Origin of the sequence: Nocardioides endophyticus (genome assembly GCF_039543845.1) — a bacterium.
Lineage (GTDB): Bacteria > Actinomycetota > Actinomycetes > Propionibacteriales > Nocardioidaceae > Nocardioides > Nocardioides endophyticus.
On the sequence record NZ_BAABKN010000036.1, the window covers coordinates 99,915 to 118,633 of the forward strand.

Sequence of the window (18,719 nt, forward strand, 5' to 3'; positions counted from 1 at the left end):
CGGCCGTGGTCCGCTACCCCCGCAAAGCGGACCACGGTCGAAACCTATTTGTACCCGGATCGACGGAGGGGTCATGCAGCATCAGGACGAACGCGGCTCATCGGCCGTCGAGTACGGCATGATGATCGCCGGCATCGCGGCCGTGGTCGCGTCCGTCGTCTTCCTGTTGGGCGGCACTGTACGAGACACGCTGTTCGACCCGGGCTGCGACGAGCTGGCCGGGCACATGGCCGCCAACGGCGCCAGCGCGAACTGCTAGACCCTGAGCGTGTCCACGCTCGAGAGCAGGCCGGTGCGCATCGCGATCACGATCGCCTGAGCACGATTGGCGGCTCCGAGCTTCTGGTAGATCCGGGCGACGTGCGTCTTCGCCGTCGACCGGCTGATGTACAGCTCGGCGGCGATCTCGCCGATTCCCTGGCCGTCGGCGAGCAACCGGAGGATCTCGGTCTCTCGGTCGGAGAGCCGGCCCGACTCCCGGGCCGCCCGACGACCGAGGGCCTGGAGCAGACCGGCCGCTGCGAACGACCGCGGTGACACCACGGAACGGCGGGCCGCGTTGACCACGTCGGAGGAGGGGGCGTCCTTGCCGACCAGCGCCGACGCGCCCGCGTCCATCGCGGCCAGCAGCGGCCGGTCACCCGTGTGCATGGTGAGCACCACCAGGCCGGCGCGGTCGTTGCCCCGTCGTACGGCGCGCACGATGTCGATGCCGGTGCCGTCAGGCAGCTGGAGGTCGGTCACCACGACGTCGGGCCGGAGCTCGGCGTACGCCGCCATCGCGCCCTCGACGTTGCAGGCGACGCCGACGACGGCCAGGTCGTCCTCCCGGTCGAAGACGCCGCGCAGGCCTGCCCGGACCAGGTCGTGGTCGTCGACGAGCAGCACCCTGATCGGGGTGTCGGTCGTCCTGGGGGTGGAGGTGGAAGTGGAAGTCATGCGGGGACCCTTCCTGGCTGAGACCCGAAGTCCGAGTCGAGGTCGTCAGTCGTGGACGCGCCTGGCGCCCTGACCTTGAGCACCACACCGCCACCAGGACGGGTGGTCAGCACGAGCTCGGCGCCGATGAGGCGTGCGCGCTCGCGCATGATCTGGAGGCCGTGGGAGTCGGCACGCGCGGTGCCCAGCCCACAGCCGTTGTCGCTGACGCTCACCTCGGCGTACGGCGCCGCGACCCGACAGGTGACCCAGATGTCGGTCGCGCCTGAGTGCCGCACCGCATTGGTGATCGCCTCCTGCCCGATCCGGAGCAGCTCCGCCTCGACCTCCGGGCGGAGCCGGGTGCCGGCTTCCGCGGCTCGCACGTGGAACGCGATGCCGGTGAGTGTCTGGACGTTGCGGGCCAGGTCCTCGAGCGCGGCGCCCAGGCTCTGCCCGGGGCCGGTGTCGGTGCGCAGGTCCACCAGCGCGCGCCGCAGGTCGGCCAGCACCTCGGTCAGGAAGCCGCGGAGCTGCTCGAGGAGCAGGGCCTGCTCCAACGGGTCGGGGTGGCCGTTGATCGCGTCGAGCAGGTAGCCGACGGATGCGAGGTCCTGGGCGACGCCGTCGTGGATCTCGCGGGCGAGGCGACGACGTTCGGCCACGGTGGCGGTGTTGCGGAAGCGGGTGAAGAGCAGCGCTGTCTCCAGCACCACGGCCTGGTCCTCGAGTCCGCCGGCGAGCCGCTGCAGCCGCTCGGACAGGGCGATCCGGTCGACCGTGGGAGAGAGGTGGCCGGAGACGACGGCGACGATCCGGCCGTCGCTGAGCAGCGGGAGCGCGAACGAGTGAGCCATGACGGTCGGGCGGGCTGACACCACGGCCTGCATCGCGAGGTCGCAGTTCGAACCCGTCGCGGCGCCGGCGACCCAGACCAGCTCACCGTCGGTCGGTGCCTGGAGCATCAGCCCGCGGACGGGCAGGTCGGCGGCGCCGAGCGAGGCACTGAGCCTGTTGAGCAGGTCGGTGCCGAGCACCTCGGGTTCGAGCGGGGAGCCGAGGCGGTCCGAGACCGACACCAGCTGGTGGATGAGCGACTGGGCGCTCCGGTGCGCCGCGATCTGGTCGGAGCCGAGCAGCGTGCTGTGCAGGGCGGCGCCGATCAGGCCGAAGCCGAGTCCGGTCAGCAGCCAGGTGAACGTGGTGCTCGCGAGCTGGAGGGTCATCGCGTCCAACAGGCACGCGATGGTCACGAAGACGCCGATGCAGGTTGCCAGTGCGAGCATGCCGGCCTGCGCCCCCCTCAGGATCGCGGCGGTGACCGGCGGGATCGCGAGGACCCCCAGGATCCCCGGCCCCGAGTCCGACTCCGGGGCGAGGTAGCAGGTCACTGCGCACACGAGCCCGACCAGCCCCGCGCTGACGAGCTCGGCGGTGAAGACCCCGCGCACCAGGCGGTGCTCGACGACCTGGGTGGTGGCCCAGATAGCCCCGACGGCGACCACGCCGAGCAGCACCACCCCGTCCTGCGAAGAGAGGGCCGGTGCCAGCACCGCGATCAGTCCGAAGGCCCGCGCGATGCCGGCCATGCCGCGCCTGCGGCGTTGCGCGTCGGTCAGCGCTGCCCCGGCCAGGGCACGCATCAGAAGCCATCCATGATCGAGATCGCGGCCGGGCCCATCACCGCGATGAACAGACAGGGGAGGATGCAGAAGATCAGCGGCACGGTGATCTTCACCGGCACCTGCTGGGCGCGCTCCTCGGCTCGTTGTCGCCGACGAACTCGCATCTCGTGGGACTGGGTGCGCAGCACCTGGGCGACCGGGATGCCGAACGCGTCGGCCTGCGCCATCGCGCCCACGAACGAGCGGACGTCGGCGACGTTGCTCCGCTCGCTGAGCGCCCGCAGCGCGTCGCCGCGGCCCTTGCCGATCTGCATCTCGTGGAGCATCCGGTTGAGCTCGTCGGCGAACGGGCCGTTGGTGCTGCGCGCGACCTGCTGGATGGCGGCGTCGAAGCCGAGACCCGACTCGACGCAGATCGTCAGCAGGTCGATGGCATCCGGCAGCTCGCGCTGCATGAGCTCCGTGCGCTCGTACGTGCGCTGGTACAGGTAGAGGTTGGGACCGAACCAGCCGATCGCGGCACCGATGACCAGGATCGCGATGCGCGTGGTCGGTGAGAGGCCGAAGACGAGCGAGGCCGCCAGCGCCACCAGGAAGCCGACGACGGTGCACAGCACCTTGGCCGACACGACCCGGTCGACGGTCCAGCCCGCCGGGTTGCCGGCGAGGTCGAGCTTGCGCCGGATCCGTTCGGACGAGTCGGCGCCGGTGAGGCGGCGCCCCAGGCGCAGGGCGCGAGCGCGCATCGGCTCGAGGATCCGCTCGGCGAACGGTGGGTTGACCTCGCGGGTGAGCTCGACCGGCGCGGGCGAGGTGATCGACTCGAGCACCGCGATCGACCGGGCCACACCGCCCGTCTGCACGGTGGGCCGCAGGGCGGCCGCGACGAGGGCCAGGGCGACTGTGACCAGGCCGAGACCGAGGACGAAGAGCATGACCATGTCAGACCTCTACCTTCACCATCTTGCTCATCCAGAAGATTCCGACGAACAGCAGCAGTCCTGCGCCGAGCAGCATCATCAGCCCCATCGGCGTCGTGAACAGCGGCATCACGTAGTTGCGGTTGGAGACGACGAGGTAGAGCAGGAACGCCGGTGGCAGCCCGCCGAGCACGTAGGCCGACAGCTTGCCCTCCGCGGCCAGCGCGGCCACCTGACGACGCATGTACTCCCGCTCGCGCATGGTGGCGGCCACGGTCCCGAGGAGCTCGGCCAGGTTGCCGCCGATCGGGCGCTGGATGCGGATCGCCATCACCACCCACCCGAGGTCCTCGCTCTGCAGGCGCTCGGCGACGCCGTCGAGCGCGTCCTCGAGGCTGACTCCGAGCCGCGTCTCCACCAGTGCCCGACGGAACTCCGAGGCGATGGGCTCGAGGCCCTCCTTGACGATCGTGTCTGCGGCCTGGGGCAGCGACAGACCGGCTTCCAGCGCTCCCGACATCAGCTGGAGAGCGTCCGGCAGGGCCGCGTTGAAGGCCTTGCGCCGCCGCGACCGACGGAACCCGAGGTAGACCCACGGCCCCACGACGCCGGCCAGCAGCCCGACCGCGCCGAGCAGCACATTGCCTCCACCGAGGAGGAGGAGCAGCAGGGTCGTCGCGACGGCGATGCCCGCGTGCACCAGCAGCCACTCCGGCGGGCGGAGCTCGCTCCCGGCACCTTCGAGCCGCAGGCCGATGCGCTCCTCGAGGCCCCGGTTGCGAGAGAGCACCTTGGTCGCCGCTTGGCGCACGGGCGCGAGCGCCTCCGTCGGTCGGGCCTGCTCGGACGAGTGCTGGCCGCCGATGTAGGCGTCGACCCGGGCGGCGGCCCCCAGCGGCTTCGGCTTCGCCGGGACCAGCACCAGCAGGATGAGGAGCAGCCCGAGCCCGACGGCCGCGATGCCCGCGTACATCGCCCACTCGGGCACCTCGACCGACTCGCTCACAGCGGCGACCGGCTCCGGTGCGGACGCCGCGGCGACGCGCGCCTTCTTGCGCACGGTCGTGTACGCCGTCGCTTCGAGGGTGGTGCTGCCGGCGGGGATCGAGACGGTCACCGTCGCCTCGGTGGCGGTGACCTCGTCGGGCACCGTGACCGTGACGAGGACCTGGCGGCCGAGGGCGTCGGCCTCCTCGGCGAACGCCGCAGCCAGGGCATCCGGCTCGGCGCTGATGACCTGACCCTGTCCCGCCTCCGCGAGTGCCGTGAGCGAGGTGTCCTGGGCCTGGAGCGAGACGGCATCGAGAAGCACCTCGCTGTCGGCGACCCGGTCGGTGACGTCCGCGAGTGGCGTGTCCGTGGTGTCGGCGCCGTCCGAGAGCACCAGCAGCGAGCGCTGGCCGTCGTCGCCGGCGAGCTCGATCGCGGCCTCGACGCCGTCGAAGAGCCGCGTCCCGCGACCGTACTCGAGGCTCTCGATGACGGCGCGGGCGTCGTCGCGGTCCAGGCTCGGCGCCAGCGGTGTCTCCACGTCGCCGTCGAAGGTCACGATCCCGACGTAGACATCCGTGGGGACGGTGTCGAGGTACGCCAGTGCGGCGCCCTTGGCCGCGGTCGCCCGCTCACCGAGCATCGATTCGCTGGTGTCGATGGCCAGCACCGCGGTGCGTCGTACGCGGCCGGCCTGACCGGCGGACTCCGCCTGAGCCCCCGCATCCGTGCCGTCGACCTGGACGGCGACGCCACCGAGGTCAACCTCGGTGCCGGCAGGCACCGAGACCAGCACGCGCAGCCGATCGCCGGCGACCTCGACGTGGGTGACCCCGGCTCCGGAGTCGTCTGCTGCCGCCGGCCCCGCAACAAGCGGCCCTGCGAACAGCGCGGCGAGAACGCACACGAGCATGGCGTACGCCGCACGTCGCGCGCTCCGGAGCCGGGGAGTCTTGTTCATCTGCGTCAGCCCGCCGTCGCGAAGATCATCGGGTCGACGATGACGTTGTACTCGCGCAGCTTGTCGAGCAGTTTCGGGCGCAGGCCGGTCGAGGTCAGGCGTCCGAGCACCCGGCCGTCGCTGTCGTAGCCCTGGGAGTGGTCGAAGACGAAGATGTCCTGCAGGGTGATGACCTCGCCCTCCATCCGCTCCACCTCGGTGATGTGGGTGATCCGGCGGCTGCCGTCCCGGAAGCGGGACTGGTGCACGATCAGGTCGACCGCGGAGGCCACCTGCTCGCGGATGGCTCGGATCGGCAGGTCCATCCCGGCCATCAGGACCATGGTCTCGACGCGGGAGAGCGTGTCGCGGGGGCCGTTTGAGTGCACCGTGCAGATCGAGCCGTCGTGACCGGTGTTCATCGCCTGGAGCATGTCGAGTGCGGACGCGTCGCGGACCTCGCCGACGATGATCCGGTCGGGCCGCATCCGGAGGCTGTTCTTGACCAGGTCACGGATCGTGACGGCCCCGCGGCCCTCGATGTTGGAGGGTCGCGACTCCAGGCGTACGACGTGCTCCTGGTGCAGTTGGAGCTCGGCGGCGTCCTCGATGGTCACGATGCGCTCGTCGTCCGGGATGAACGACGAGAGCACGTTGAGCGTGGTGGTCTTCCCGGCACCGGTGCTGCCCGACACGACGACGTTGAGCCGACCGCGGACGCAGGCCTCCAGGAAGTCCCGAGACGTGCGGCTGAGGGTGCCGAACCGCACCAGGTCCTCGGCGGTGTACGGGTCGGCGGCGAACTTGCGGATCGTCAGGATCGAGCCGTCGACGGCGAGTGGAGGCACGACCGCGTTGACGCGCGACCCGTCGGGGAGGCGGGCGTCGACCATCGGGCTCGACTCGTCGACGCGTCGTCCGACCTGCGACACGATCTTGTCGATGGTCCGGCGCAGGTGGTCCTCGTCGGCGAACCGTGCGAGCACGGGCGTCAACCTGCCCTTCCGCTCGACGAAGATGCTGTCGGGGCCGTTGACCATGACCTCGGAGACGTCGACGTCGTGGAGGTAGGGCTCGATCGGCCCGTAGCCGATGATGTCGTCGCGGATCTCCTGGGTGACCCGGAGCCGGTCGCTCGCACTCAGCGGTCGCTCCTGCGAGGCGAGCACCTCGGCGAGGATGGTGCGCAGCTCCTGGTCGAGCTCATCCTGGTCCAGGTCCGCCTCGTAGAGCCGCGGGCCGAGCGTGTTGAGCAGTTCGCCGTGCACGATCGACCGGACCTCGCCGAGGCGGTCCTCGTCGCCCGACGGGCGACCGCCCCGTGCCCGGAGCTCGGCGTCGGCGACCGCGGCCGGGGCCGGCGTGGCCCGGCGCTTGCCGCCCGAAGGTGTGTTGGTGGTGGCGTCGACGGTGTCGTGGCGAGGAGCGGCGGGAGCGGGGCTGGGCTGGGCCTGACGCATGGCGGCGAGCCGCTCGGAGAGGGTGCTCATCTCATCACCTCCGCAGCTTCATGCGACGGCTGCTGCGGCGTTGCCGGCGATGTTCCTCGTCGGCGACCGGGAAGGGCTCGCTCGGCCCGCCGGCGAGCTGGGACGCCAGCGCCCGGATCGCGTTGCTGACGGCGTGCTCGGGCTGGCTGGACATGATCGGGACGCCCTGGTTCGTGGACCGGGCGACGTCGATGGAGCTCTTCATCCGGATCTGGATCTTGCGGGCCAGGATCTCCTCGGCCTGCTGGATGGTCAGTCCGGTGTCCTCGTCGGCGTGGTTGAGGACGACGTGGTGGTGACCCGCGGCGATGGCCAGCGAGTCGAGCGTGGCCAGTCCGATCTTCACGTTCTTGAGCGTCGGCAGGTCGAGCGTCGCCACCATCACGCACTCGTCGGTCTCGTCGAGCGCGGTCAGCGTGTGCTCGTCGAAGTCGGGAGCGGTGTCGACCACGATGTAGTCGAACCCGGTGCGCAGCGCACCCAGGATGCGGGAGACCAGCAGCGCGGTGATGCGCTCGCGGACGTCGGGATGGCTCGGCGGTGCGAGCACCATCACCGACGCCTCGTGCTTGGTGAGCAGGCTCTCGACCAGCGGCAGGTCGACGGACGCCTCCGAGCCGATCGCGTGCTCGATCGAGTGGGTGGGGAGCAGCTGCAGGGTGATCGCCACATCGCCGAAGGCGAGGTCGAGGTCGACCAGGCAGACCCGCTTGGCGCCGCCCCGGCTGAGCGCGACCGCGAGGTTGACCGCCAGCGTGGTCTTGCCGACCCCGCCCTTGGGGGAGAAGACGGTGACGATGCGCCCGGTCGTGGCCGGGCTGCCGGGGCCGCGCAGGGCGAGGTGCAGCTCCTCGGCCCGGGACACCGACCCCAGCAGCGCTTGGGTGTCGCCGAACGCGACCACCTCGCGTACGCCGGCAGACATGGCGCGCGTCAGCATCGCGGCCTCGATCTGCTGCCGGACCAGCACCAGGCTCAGCGCCGGTCGGCTGACGCGCAGGCGCTCGCACAGTAGAAGCGCCTCCTCCAGCGAGAGGCTGGGGCCGACCACGACGACGTACTCCGTCGGGTGCTCGTCGAGCCAGCGCAGCAGACGATCTCCGGACGGGACCCCGTGGGCTGACGGTTGGGCGGTGCTGGGCAGGGCGGCCAGGAGCGTGGCGACTGTGCCACTGTCCGGGTCTACGACGATCGGCATGCGAGCTTCCCTCCGAGTGGTGCTCTGGGTGCTGACGGACGAGCTGTGAGCTGGGTCAGAAGAGCGAGTCGGCCGTGACGCCGGGGGCCGGCCCGACGGTGCTGGCCTCGGTCAGCAGCGCGAACGCCAGCTCGCCGTTGCCTGATGCGAACAGGACCCGCTCCGCTGTCTTCTGGTCGACCGCGAGCGTCATCAGGGTGCGGGGGAGCGCCTCGGTCGTCTGCTGCCCGGTCTCGTCGGTGGTGGTCGTCGAGACGGGGGTGGTCGATCCGACGCCGATGACGGTGACCCGATCGAGGAGCATCCGAGTGAAGGGCTTGCCCTCGGGCGACGAGCCGTTCATGAAGATCGCGACCTGGGAGCCGGGGTTGACGAAGCCGGCGACACGCGCGGTGTCGGTCAGGTTGATCGAGATCGCCACCTGGCCCTTGGGGATCTGCAGCCCGCTCGGAGCCACCGCGTTGCTGCCGAACTTCGCGGCCACGATCTGCTCGCCGGGGTAGATCTTCACGAGGGCCGCCTGCTTGCCCAGGGAGTCGATGCTGGTCAGCGCGTCGGGCAGGACCTGGTCGCGCGGCACGTTCTCGAGCGCGAGCTTGCCACCCTGCGATGCGGTGGCGATGCTCTCGCCGACTTCGATGGGGGCCGTCGCCCGCAGCACCTGGACGGTGTCGAACTGGCTCTCGGCGCGGGCATCTGCGCCGCGCACGTACAGGAACACCAGCGCGGCACCGGCCACGGCGGCCAGCACTGCGCCGAGCAGGAGAAATTTCCGATGGACCACGGTCGCCAAACCTTCCCGAGGAGTGACCGCGTCCGGAACCCGGGCGCGGTCGAGCAAATGGGCGACGGCTAAGCCGTCAACCCCCGCCCCCGCCGGGGTTGAAGCAGGAGCAGGTTAGAGCCGGGCGCGCCGATCTGTCCGGAAGACGTACGAGTGGTCTGGACCTGCTCCGGGAAGAGCGGTTCCGCAATTCGGGTCAGCCGACGTAGAGCGCGGCGACCTCGTCCTTGAGCTCGCGCATGACGACGTTGCGCTTGAGCTTGAGGCTCGGGGTGAGCTGGCCACCCTCCTCGGTCCACTCGTCCGCGAGGATCGTGAACTTGCGGATCGACTCGGCCTTGGAGACGGCCTTGTTGGCGTCGTCGACCGCGGCCTCGATCTCGGCGCGCAGGTCCGGATCGTCAACCAGGTCTGCGATGTTGCGGCTCTTGCCGTGCTGCTCGGCCCACACCGGCACCGAGTCGCGATCGAGCGTGACGAGCGCGGCGATGAACGGCTGACCGTCGCCGACGACGATGCACTGGTCGATCAGCAGGTGGCCGCGCAGACGGTCCTCGAGGACGGCCGGGGCGACGTTCTTGCCGCCGGCGGTCACCAGGATCTCCTTCTTGCGCCCGGTGATCCGGACGAAGCCCTCGTCGTCGACCTCACCAAGGTCGCCGGTGTGGAACCAGCCGTCGCTCTCCATGACCTCGGCGGTCGCGTCGTCGTTGCGCCAGTAGCCGGCCATCACCTGGCCGCCGCGGAACAGCAGCTCCCCATCGTCCGCCACCCGTACGGCGGTGCCGGGCAGCGGTCGGCCCACGGTCCCGATCTTGGTCGCCTCGGGCAGGTTGGCGCTGAGCGCCGCTGTCGTCTCGGTGAGGCCGTAGCCCTCGAGGACGACCAGGCCGATGCCGCGGTAGAAGTGGCCCAGCCGCTCGCCGAGCGGCGCGCCACCGGAGATGGCGTACTCGCACTCGCCGCCGAGGGCGGTGCGGAGCTTGCCGTAGACGAGCTTGTCGAAGATCGCGTGCTTGGCGCGGACCCGGACCGGGATCTTGCCGCGCTCGATGCCCCGCGAGTAGGCGATGGCCGTCTCCGCGGCCGCGTCGAAGATCTTGCCGCGGCCGTCTGCGGTGGCGCGCTGGGAGGCGGTGTTGAACACCTTCTCGAAGACGCGGGGGACCGCGAGGATGAAGGTCGGCTTGAACTCGGCGAGGTCAGGCAACAGCTGCTTGATGTCGGCAGAGTGGCCGAGTCGGGTGCGCGACTTGATGCAGCCGACCTGGATGATCCGGGCGAAGACGTGGGCGAGCGGCAGGAAGAGCAGCGTGGCGGCCTTCTGCTCCAGGAACAGCTCCTCCAGCTCGTCGACCGCGACGCTGAGCTCGAACATGAAGTTGCCGTGCGTGAGCATGCAGCCCTTGGGCCGACCGGTCGTGCCGGAGGTGTAGATCAGCGTCGCCAGATCGAGGGGCGTCGCCGTCGTACGCCGCTTCTCCAGCTCCTCGTCGGCGATGTCGCCGCCGAGTCGGCTGAGCGTGTCGACGGCGTTGTCGGTGATGGACCAGACGTGGTTGAGCTCGTCGAGGTCGCCACGGACCTCGCGCACCCGGGCCAGGTGGTCGGGCGTCTCCGTGACCACGGCGCGGGCCGCGGAGTCGCTGAGGATCCACTGCACCTGCTCGGCGGAGGAGGTCTCGTAGATCGGCACGGTGACCGCTCCGGCGAACCAGATGGCGTAGTCGAAGAGAGTCCACTCGTAGCGCGTCTTGGAGATCAGCGCGACCCGGTCGCCGACCTCGATGCCGGCGGCGATCAGACCCTTCGCGACGGCGCTCACCTCAGCGAGGAACTCGGCAGCGGTGACGTCCTCCCAACCGGAGTCGAGGCCGCCCGGACGGCGGCTGAACTGCACGGTCGATCCGGCCTCGCGGGCATTGGTCACCACGTCGTCGGTGAGGTTGCCGGTCGTCGGGATCTCGGTCGTCAGGGGGGTCGAGAACTCGCGCACCGGCTGAGGTTACCGCGCGCCCCGGCGCGCGGCCGATCCGGTACGCTCGCTGCCCGAACCGTCGAGACCACCAGGGGAAGCACGATGGCCGAGCAGACGACCTCGTCGATCGTGATCGACGCAGCCCCCGCGGACATCATGGCGGTGATCGGAGACTTCGCGGCCTACCCCGAGTGGGCCAAGGGCGTCACCACGGCGGAGGTCACCGCCGAGGGTGACGGCGGCTGGGCCGAGCAGGTCTTCTTCGCGCTGGACGTGAGCCCGATCAAGGACGAGTACACCCTCGCCTACGAGTGGGACGGCTACGACGAGGTCACCTGGACCCTGGTCGAGGGCAAGATGCTGCGCGCGCTCGACGGCGCCTATGTGCTCGAAGACCGCGGCGACGGCAGCACCGAGGTGACCTACCGGCTCGCGCTCGACGTCTCGATCCCGCTGATCGGCATGCTCAAGCGCAAGGGCGAGAAGATCCTGATCGACACCGCGCTCAAGGGCCTGAAGAAGCGCGTGGAGTCGCTCTGAGAATCCTCCTCTTCACCGGCAAGGGAGGGGTCGGGAAGTCGACCGTCGCAGCCGGGACCGCCGCCCTCGCCGCCGCAGGTGGCCAGCGCACGCTGGTCCTGTCGACCGACGCCGCACACTCGCTCGCCGATGCCTTCGGCTGTGCGCCGGGCTTCATCGGCGCGGAGCCGACCGAGGTGGCCGACCGGCTCTTCGTCCAGCAGGTCGATGCCCAGCTGCGCTTCGAGCAGTCGTGGGCCGACATCCAGCGCTACCTGCTCTCGATCCTCGACGTCGCCGGCCTCGACCCCGTGGCGGCCGAGGAGCTGACCGTCATCCCCGGCGCCGAGGAGGTGCTCGCGCTGCTCGAGCTGCGACTCCAGGCGCTCTCGGGCGCGTGGGACGTGATCGTCGTGGACTGTGCCCCGACCGCCGAGACGCTGCGGCTGCTCGCGCTGCCCGAGGCGCTCGGCTGGTACATGCACCGGGTGCTGCCCGTCGAACGCCGGGTGATCAAGGCGCTGCGTCCGGTGCTCAGCCGTGCCGCCGGCGTGCCGATGCCCGGGGACACCGTCTTCGACGCCTTGGAGCGCCTGCATGCCGAGCTCGAGGAGGTCCGCGCTCTGCTGAGCGGCCCGGACGCGAGCGTGCGGATCGTGCTCACCCCCGAGAACGTCGTGCTTGCCGAGGCGCGGCGGGCCTACACGACCCTGTCGCTCTTCGGCTACCGCGTCGACGGGGTCGTCGCCAACCGGATCTTCCCGGCCGAGGGCGCCGACGACTGGCGCGCGGGCTGGGTGATGGCCCAGGACGAGGTGCTGGAACGGGTGGCGGAGTCCTTTGCGGGACTGCCCATCCGGCGCTCGGCGTACCGACCGCGGGAGCCGGTCGGCGTCGAGGCGCTGACGGCCCTCGCCCGGGAGGTGTACGACGAGGACGACCCGCTGGCGGCGGCCAAGGGCCGGGGCCCGTTCCGCATCAGCAGCGGCGAGCACGGGGCCGTCCTGCGGCTGTCGCTGCCGCTGGTCTCACGCGCCGAGGTCGACCTGGCGCGCAATGGCGACGATCTGGTCGTGACCGTGGGATCGTATCGTCGGCTGATCACGCTCCCATCCGGGCTGGCGCGCTATCGCATCGCCGGAGCCCGGGTGGAGCAGGGGGAACTGCAGGTGCGGTTCGTCGAGGACCCCGTGGACGAGACCGGAAGGTGACATGAGCCAGGACGACGACCCCTCGACGAACGACGGCGCCGGATTCGGGGCAGAGCCGGTGGGCTCGGTGGCGGAGGAGGCCGCCAAGCTGCTCGGCGCGCTCTCCGGCTGGGCCAAGGACGCGATCCCCGATCTCGAGACCCACCTCGACACCGGCGCGGCCGAGTGCAGCGTCTGCCCGATCTGCCGGACCGTGCACCTGGTGCGCGAGCTGCGGCCCGAGGTCAAGGAGCAGCTGGCGACAGCGGCGACTGCGGCGCTCCAGGCCCTCTCCGGCCTGTTCGCGGCCGCGACACCCGAGGGACGCGAACCCTCGAGCGGGGTCGAGCACATCGACCTGGACGACACCGGCGACTGGCCCGCAGATCTTGATGTGCAGCCCGACGTGGAGACTGATCCCGAGGAGGGAGACCGATGAGCCTGGCCTGTGGGATCGATGTCGGCGGCACCAAGATCGCCGGCGGCGTGGTCGACGAGGACGGCACCATCGTCGAGGAGCTGCGCGTCGAGTCGCCGGCCACCGATGCGGAGGCGATCGAGGAGGCCATCGCGGGGCTGGTGACCCGGCTACGCGAGCGGCACCCCATCGAGACGGTCGGTGTGGGGGCGGCCGGGTACGTCGACAAAGCGCGCGCCGTCGTGCTCTTCGCCCCCAACGTGGCGTGGCGCAACGAGGACCTCAAGAGCGAGCTCGAGAAGCGCGTCGAGCTGCCGGTGGTGATCGAGAACGACGCCAACGCCGCCGCGTGGGGCGAGTTCGCGTTCGGTGCCGGGCACGACGCCGACGACCTCCTGCTGGTCACCGTCGGCACCGGTGTCGGTGGCGGGCTGGTGCTCGACGGTGAGGTCTACCGCGGCGCCAACGGCGTCGGCGCCGAGATCGGCCACATGCGCGTGGTCCCCAATGGGATCCTCTGCGGCTGTGGGAAGCACGGCTGCTTCGAGCAGTACGCCAGCGGCTCCGCGCTGGTGCGAGAGGCGCGCTCGCTGGCCATGAGCGGCGCCATGATCGCCCAGGGCATGCTCCAGCGTGCCGGGGGAGACCTGCGCCAGATCACCGGACCGCTGATCACCGAGGCTGCCCGCCACGGCGACGAGGGTGCCCGTCAGCAGCTCGCCGAGCTGGGCCGCTGGCTGGGTGAGGGCATCGCCTCGCTGACGGAGATTCTCGACCCCGGCGTTGTCGTCATCGGCGGCGGCGTCAGCGAGGCCGACGAGCTGCTGCTCGAACCGACCCGTACGGCGTTCGCCGGCCAGCTCGTCGGGCGCGGCTTCCGGCCGATCCCGGAGGTCCGCAAGGCCCGCCTGGGCAACAAGGCCGGCCTCATCGGAGCGGCCGACCTCTCCCGCCGCTGACGGCGTACGGCTCGGTGGTTTCGAGGCCCGCCGCCAACGCGGCTCGCACCTCAGCCACCACCACCCCGCACGTGTCGTCCGTTTGGTCAGACTTCGTGGTCCCCGGGGATGGTTTCCCGTCCTTGGCAATGCGCGGGGGCGGCGAGCGGCTCTAGCGTCCGGTGTCTCGGAAGGGAGACCGGTGTTCGGGAGACCGCTTCGCCAGCCTGCACGGCGCACGCGTGACCAGCGCGGTGCCGTGGCGGTCGAGGCCGCCCTCGTACTGCCGATCCTCTTCACGATGCTGTTCGGGATCATCGAGCTGTCGATGCTCGTGAAGGACAACGTCGCGGTGGCTTCTGCCGCCAGGGTCGGCGTGCGTGCCGCGACCACCACCGCAGCCGTCATGTCGGGACCCGGCGTCTGTACCTACCGCGAGGACGACGCGCCGATCTGCGCTCCGGGCAACAGCCCGGCACCGGGGCTGGCCGAACTGGCCGCCGATGCGATCGAGAGCTCGGGTTCATCGATGAACAAGGACTCGATCGAGTACATCCTGGTCTACAAGGCCAACAGCAAGGGCTACCCCGGCGCCAACAGCAACACGACGATGCCGACCTCGTGCTCCGGATACGACAGCTGCGTGAAGTTCAAGTGGAGCGAGGACGCCAACGCCTTCAGGTACGCCAACGGCACCTGGAAGTCGACCTCCGTCAACGCGTGCGCCGGCCAGTCGGACGCGGTCGGCGTCTACCTGCGCGTCACGCACCACTTCACCACCGGCCTGTTCCCGGACATGGTCACCGTCGACGACCGCGCGGTGGGCAAGTTCGAGCCGCTTCCGCCGGACAACTGCAAGTCCACGTCCCCCTTCCCGCACCCATGAGGGGCTACAGGTCGGCGTCGTCGGACGAGCGCGGTGTCGCCGCCGTCGTCGTGAGCGTCTTCGTCGCGGCGCTGCTCTTCGGACTGTGTGCCATCACCGTCGACGTGGCCCGGATGTACGCCGAGGCGCAGCGCGTCCAGAAGGCCGCTGACGTGGCCGCCTCGGCCGGCGTCATCTACATGCCGCAGGACATCACCTCCGCCGCGTCGACGGCGCGCGACGTCTCCGCGCGCAACGGCTATCCCGACTCCGGTTCGAGCGGGGTTGTCGTCAAGCCGGGCGTCCAGCCGAGCCAGCTCGAGGTCTCGGTGAGCAGCACCATCCCGAACCTCTTCGGCAGGCTGATCGGGTTCGACGACTCGACCATCACGCGGCACGCCGTGGCCGACTACACCGGCCCGCAGCCGATGGGCAGCCCCTGCAACACCCTGGGCATCGAGCCGCTGGGCACCTCCGGAGCTCCACCGGCGGCATCGCAGCTGTCCGCGCCGCCGTTGGCCAACTGCTCGACCAACCCTCAGTTCTGGATGAACGTCAACGGTCCGAACGTGCCGAAGGGCAACGGCGACCAGTACGCCGTACGCACCTGCGCCTCCGGGGTGTCCGGCTGCACCGGCACGGTGAACGACGAGTTCGACCCGCTGGGCTACACCTATCTGGTGCGGGTGCAGCCGGAGGCGGTCGGGCACCTCATCACCCTGCAGCTCTACGATCCGGCGTTCGTGGCGACCGACGACTTCTGCCGGACAGCTCCGACCGGCACCGTCGACAACGACAACTGGAACGACTTCGCGACTACCGACGCCAAGAGCCGCTACAGGAGGACCGGGGCGGCGCCGGACTCACCCAACGGATTCTGCACTGGGGACCAGATGGCAGACGCCGACGCCGGGGTGACCATCACGTCCTTCGGGCTGCGTCAGCCCTCCGACTCCCAGAACCCCAAGACGGCCACTCCGGAGCCGGGCTGCACCCGGCAGTATCCCGGCTACACCTCGGCGCAGCTGACCGCGAACGCGCTGAAGAAGGGCGACGCGGCGTACAACGCTCCGCTGGCGAAGGTCTTCCACCAGTGGGTGACGCTGTGCAGCTTCACTCCGACCGAGGCGGGCAACTACTACCTCCAGGTGCGCACCAACGTCGCCCTCGGTGGCGCGGTGAGCACGGCTCCGACGACGTCCGGCAGCTACGAGCCGACGGGGGACCTCAGCGACTTCGCGATGTACACCCAGAGCGGAGACAACACCGCGGTCAAGGGTGGGGGCAGCAACCGGTTCTCCGTCCGGGCGTACGGCGGCCCGGCTGCCTCGATCGCAGTCACGGCGTACGGGAAGATGTCGATCTACGCCAACGCGACCGCTGCCTCCCCGACCTTCAACCTGATCCGGATCCTGCCCGGAGCCGCAGGCCAGACGTTGGTGTTCAAGTTCTTCGACATCGGCGACGCGGAGGCGGCGGGCTCCCTGACAGTGCTGCCGCCGACCGAGACCGCGATGTCGCTGACCAACTGCAAGGGGTCGGGCTTCCAGGTCGCGACCCTGCCGACGTGCTCGATCGGCATCAGCTCGTCGTGGAACGGGAAGTCCGAGACCATCGCCGTGCCCATCCCGTCGGGTTACACCTGCGACTTCAACAGCACGGGCGGGTGCTGGTTCCGGCTCAAGGTGAACTTCGCCAGCGGATCCGTGAGCGACACGACCACGTGGACGGCGTACGTGAGCGGAGACCCGGTCCGTCTGATCGAATAGCCCGGTGCCCCTCTTCATCGGTGTCGACATCGGCGGGACCAAGGTCCTGGCCACGGCGGTCTCCTCGACGGGCCGAGTGCTGCGCACCGCCACCCGTACGACGCCGGGCCGGCGGGTCGAGGCCCGGCTGGTCGAGGACGCGCTGACCGAGGCGGTGCAGGAGATCGCCGGCGTACGACGCGTCGGCGCGATCGGGATCGCCGCGGCCGGGTTCGTGGACGCGCAGGGTGAGCGGGTCCGGTTCGCGCCGCACCTCCCCTGGCGCGACGAGGGAGTGCGAGCGCGGTTGGCGGAGCGGTGGAGCGCACCGGTCGTGCTCGACAACGACGCCAACTGCGCTGCCCGCGCCGAGCTCACGTACGGCGCGGTCGGCGATGCCGGGAGCGCGGTCATGGTCACCCTCGGCACCGGGATCGGTGGTGCGCTGATCCTCGACGGTGAGGTGCTGCGCGGTTACAACGGGATGGCGGGGGAGTTCGGCCACACCCAGGTCGTCCCCGGAGGCCGGTCGTGCGAGTGCGGCGGCACCGGCTGCTGGGAGCAGTACTGCAGCGGCAACGCCCTCACCCGCTTCGTCCGCGACCAGGGCATCGCGGACCTGGCCGGGCCGGCGATCACCGCGGCCGCGGAAGCGGGAGACCAGGTCGCGCTGGCGGCGTTCGACGAGGTGGGCTCGTGGCTCGGGGTCGGCGTGGCCAACCTGGTGGCGTCGTTCGACCCTGAGATCGTGGTCATCGGCGGCGGACTCTCCGCTGCCGGCGACCTGCTGCTCGAGCCGGCCCGACGCGCGCTGCGGGAGTCGCTGGTCGGTGCCGAGCACCGGACCGTCCCGCCGGTGGTGCGCGCCGCCCTCGGGCCGGAGGCGGGAGCGATCGGGGCAGCCGATCTCGCGCGTCAGCGGTTCAGGAGCGCCGGTACTCGGGCACGAGCTCGACTGCGAGCTGCTCGAGAAACAGCCCGACGTCCGTGACGATGCCGCGGGCCTGCGACGACCCGCGGTCGGCGAGCTTCGTGACGGTCGCCGGGTTGATGTCGACGCAGACCAGTGGGATCGACGCCGGCAGGATGTTGCCGGTGGCGACCGAGTGCAGCATGGTCGCGACCATCAGGCAGAAGCCGACGCCGTCGAGCTCGGCGCGCATCGCCCGCTGCCCGTCGATCACGTCGGTGTAGACGTCCGGCAGCGGGCCGTCGTCGCGGACCGAGCCGACCAGCACGAACGTCTTGCCCTCGGTGACCAGCGCGTGCATGATCCCGCCGCTGAGCACGCCGGACTCGACGGCCTCGCGGATCGAGCCCTCCTTGCGGATCGTGTTGATCGCTCGGATGTGGTGCTCGTGCCCGTGCTCGACGCCGCGCCCCATCGCCAGGTCGACGCCGAGGCTGGTGCCGTAGAGCGAGGACTCGATGTCGTGGGTGGCCAGCGCGTTGCCGGCGAACAGCACGTCGACGTACCCCGCATTGACCATGGCGACCATGGCGGGTGCCGCTCCGGTGTGTACGACGCCGGGCCCGCCGACCCACAGGATCTTCTTGCCCGCGGCCTTGGCCTCGCGCATGCCGTCGGCGACCTGGCGCACCAGCACCGCCTGCGGCTTCTCGGAGGAGACCTCGGACTCCATGAAGCCGAACGCCTCGGCGCTGGCGTCGGGCGTCGGGACGGTCACGCGTACGCCGTCGGCGCCGGTGATCACCAGCATCCCGGTGCGTACGTCGGACATCGGCAGCGTGTAGACCCGAGTGGGGCGACCGCCGGCGTCGCGCTCGAGGATGAGGCCGCAGTCCATCTCGGGGTTGGCGACCTCGAGCCAGGTGCCGTCGACGCGCACTCGCGTCTCGAGGTTGGTCGTCGAGTAGAAGTGGTCGGGGAAGACCCCGTCGCGGTCGGCCTCGGCGACGCTGGCCTCGCCGGGGTCGACCTGGTTGACGCCGCGCGTCTGCAGCCGCATCAGCAGCCGCTGCAGCGACTCGTCGTCCTCCGCGATCACGGTGATCACCGCGCGCGACGGGTCATCGGTCTCCCGGCCGACGTCGAAGCGGTCGATCGTGTAGTCGCCGGCGTACTCCCGGATGTCGTCGAGGACCCGCGACAGGATGCCGTGGTCCATCAGGTGGCCGGTGATCTCGACGGTCTCGTTGACGCTCACCGGTGCACACTAACGCTCTGGATCGGGGGC

General features: G+C 70.6%; 17 protein-coding genes. 8 read left to right on the forward strand and 9 right to left on the reverse strand.

Translation table 11 applies throughout. The features are described 5' to 3' along the window. Positions 1 to 73: 73 nt before the first annotated feature. The gene (locus ABEA33_RS25015) at positions 74 to 259 is read left to right on the forward strand and encodes a Flp family type IVb pilin (RefSeq protein WP_345529828.1); all 186 of its coding nucleotides are present in this window, start codon (positions 74 to 76) and stop codon (positions 257 to 259) included. On the opposite strand, the gene ABEA33_RS25020 is transcribed toward ABEA33_RS25015, so the two are convergent. From ABEA33_RS25020 to ABEA33_RS25055, 8 genes are all read right to left on the reverse strand, one after another. Continuing rightward, on the reverse strand, positions 256 to 939 hold the full coding sequence (locus ABEA33_RS25020) for a response regulator transcription factor (protein ID WP_345529829.1): 684 nt from the start codon (positions 937 to 939) through the stop codon (positions 256 to 258). The two genes, ABEA33_RS25015 and ABEA33_RS25020, sit on opposite strands and share 4 nt — an antisense overlap. Next, the gene (locus tag ABEA33_RS25025) at positions 936 to 2,561 is read right to left on the reverse strand and encodes a sensor histidine kinase (RefSeq protein WP_345529830.1); all 1,626 of its coding nucleotides are present in this window, start codon (positions 2,559 to 2,561) and stop codon (positions 936 to 938) included. Before ABEA33_RS25025 ends, ABEA33_RS25020 begins: the two co-directional genes overlap by 4 nt. Beyond that, the gene (locus ABEA33_RS25030) at positions 2,561 to 3,484 is read right to left on the reverse strand and encodes a type II secretion system F family protein (protein WP_345529831.1); all 924 of its coding nucleotides are present in this window, start codon (positions 3,482 to 3,484) and stop codon (positions 2,561 to 2,563) included. The genes ABEA33_RS25025 and ABEA33_RS25030 overlap by 1 nt, the downstream gene beginning before the upstream one ends. 1 nt (position 3,485) lies before the next feature. Further along, complete coding sequence (locus ABEA33_RS25035) at positions 3,486 to 5,414, reverse strand: type II secretion system F family protein (RefSeq protein WP_345529832.1); 1,929 nt, start codon at positions 5,412 to 5,414, stop codon at positions 3,486 to 3,488. A gap of 5 nt (positions 5,415 to 5,419) precedes the next feature. Next, entirely contained in the window at positions 5,420 to 6,883 is a 1,464-nt protein-coding gene (locus ABEA33_RS25040) for a TadA family conjugal transfer-associated ATPase (protein ID WP_345529833.1), read from the reverse strand. Between the two features lie 4 nt (positions 6,884 to 6,887). Further along, positions 6,888 to 8,081, reverse strand: coding sequence for a CpaE/TadZ family protein (locus ABEA33_RS25045; RefSeq protein ID WP_345529834.1), 1,194 nt, complete (start codon positions 8,079 to 8,081; stop codon positions 6,888 to 6,890). Positions 8,082 to 8,136: 55 nt separating this feature from the next. After that, positions 8,137 to 8,865 (reverse strand): Flp pilus assembly protein CpaB, encoded by a 729-nt coding sequence (cpaB, locus tag ABEA33_RS25050; RefSeq protein WP_345529835.1) that lies wholly within the window; start codon positions 8,863 to 8,865, stop codon positions 8,137 to 8,139. A 196-nt stretch (positions 8,866 to 9,061) separates the two neighbouring features. After that, positions 9,062 to 10,861 carry an AMP-dependent synthetase/ligase gene (locus ABEA33_RS25055; protein WP_345529836.1) on the reverse strand — a complete coding sequence of 600 codons (1,800 nt, stop codon included), beginning with the start codon at positions 10,859 to 10,861 and terminating at the stop codon, positions 9,062 to 9,064. Positions 10,862 to 10,945: 84 nt separating this feature from the next. Here ABEA33_RS25055 and ABEA33_RS25060 point away from each other — a divergent pair, with 84 nt between their 5' ends. The 7 genes from ABEA33_RS25060 to ABEA33_RS25090 all read left to right on the forward strand — a co-directional run bounded on the left by ABEA33_RS25060 (position 10,946) and on the right by ABEA33_RS25090 (position 17,512). Then, positions 10,946 to 11,383, forward strand: coding sequence for an SRPBCC family protein (locus ABEA33_RS25060; RefSeq protein WP_345529837.1), 438 nt, complete (start codon positions 10,946 to 10,948; stop codon positions 11,381 to 11,383). 2 nt (positions 11,384 to 11,385) lie between these two features. Beyond that, the gene (locus ABEA33_RS25065; RefSeq protein WP_345530051.1) at positions 11,386 to 12,573 is read left to right on the forward strand and encodes an ArsA family ATPase; all 1,188 of its coding nucleotides are present in this window, start codon (positions 11,386 to 11,388) and stop codon (positions 12,571 to 12,573) included. Between the two features lies 1 nt (position 12,574). Next, positions 12,575 to 12,991, forward strand: a complete 417-nt coding sequence (locus ABEA33_RS25070) for a hypothetical protein (protein WP_345529838.1) — start codon at positions 12,575 to 12,577, stop codon at positions 12,989 to 12,991. Next, entirely contained in the window at positions 12,988 to 13,929 is a 942-nt protein-coding gene (locus tag ABEA33_RS25075; protein WP_345529839.1) for an ROK family glucokinase, read from the forward strand. Before ABEA33_RS25070 ends, ABEA33_RS25075 begins: the two co-directional genes overlap by 4 nt. Positions 13,930 to 14,167: 238 nt before the next feature. Then, entirely contained in the window at positions 14,168 to 14,794 is a 627-nt protein-coding gene (locus tag ABEA33_RS25080; RefSeq protein WP_345529840.1) for a TadE/TadG family type IV pilus assembly protein, read from the forward strand. Then, complete coding sequence (locus ABEA33_RS25085; protein WP_345529841.1) at positions 14,791 to 16,542, forward strand: TadE/TadG family type IV pilus assembly protein; 1,752 nt, start codon at positions 14,791 to 14,793, stop codon at positions 16,540 to 16,542. The genes ABEA33_RS25080 and ABEA33_RS25085 overlap by 4 nt, the downstream gene beginning before the upstream one ends. A 4-nt stretch (positions 16,543 to 16,546) precedes the next feature. Then, the gene (locus tag ABEA33_RS25090) at positions 16,547 to 17,512 is read left to right on the forward strand and encodes an ROK family protein (RefSeq protein ID WP_345529843.1); all 966 of its coding nucleotides are present in this window, start codon (positions 16,547 to 16,549) and stop codon (positions 17,510 to 17,512) included. Here the strand turns inward: ABEA33_RS25090 and ABEA33_RS25095 are convergent. Then, positions 17,445 to 18,689: an ornithine cyclodeaminase, nickel-pincer nucleotide-dependent gene (locus ABEA33_RS25095; protein WP_345529844.1), complete on the reverse strand. Its 1,245-nt coding sequence runs from the start codon at positions 18,687 to 18,689 to the stop codon at positions 17,445 to 17,447. The genes ABEA33_RS25090 and ABEA33_RS25095 overlap by 68 nt on opposite strands. Between the last annotated feature and the right edge of the window lie 30 nt (positions 18,690 to 18,719).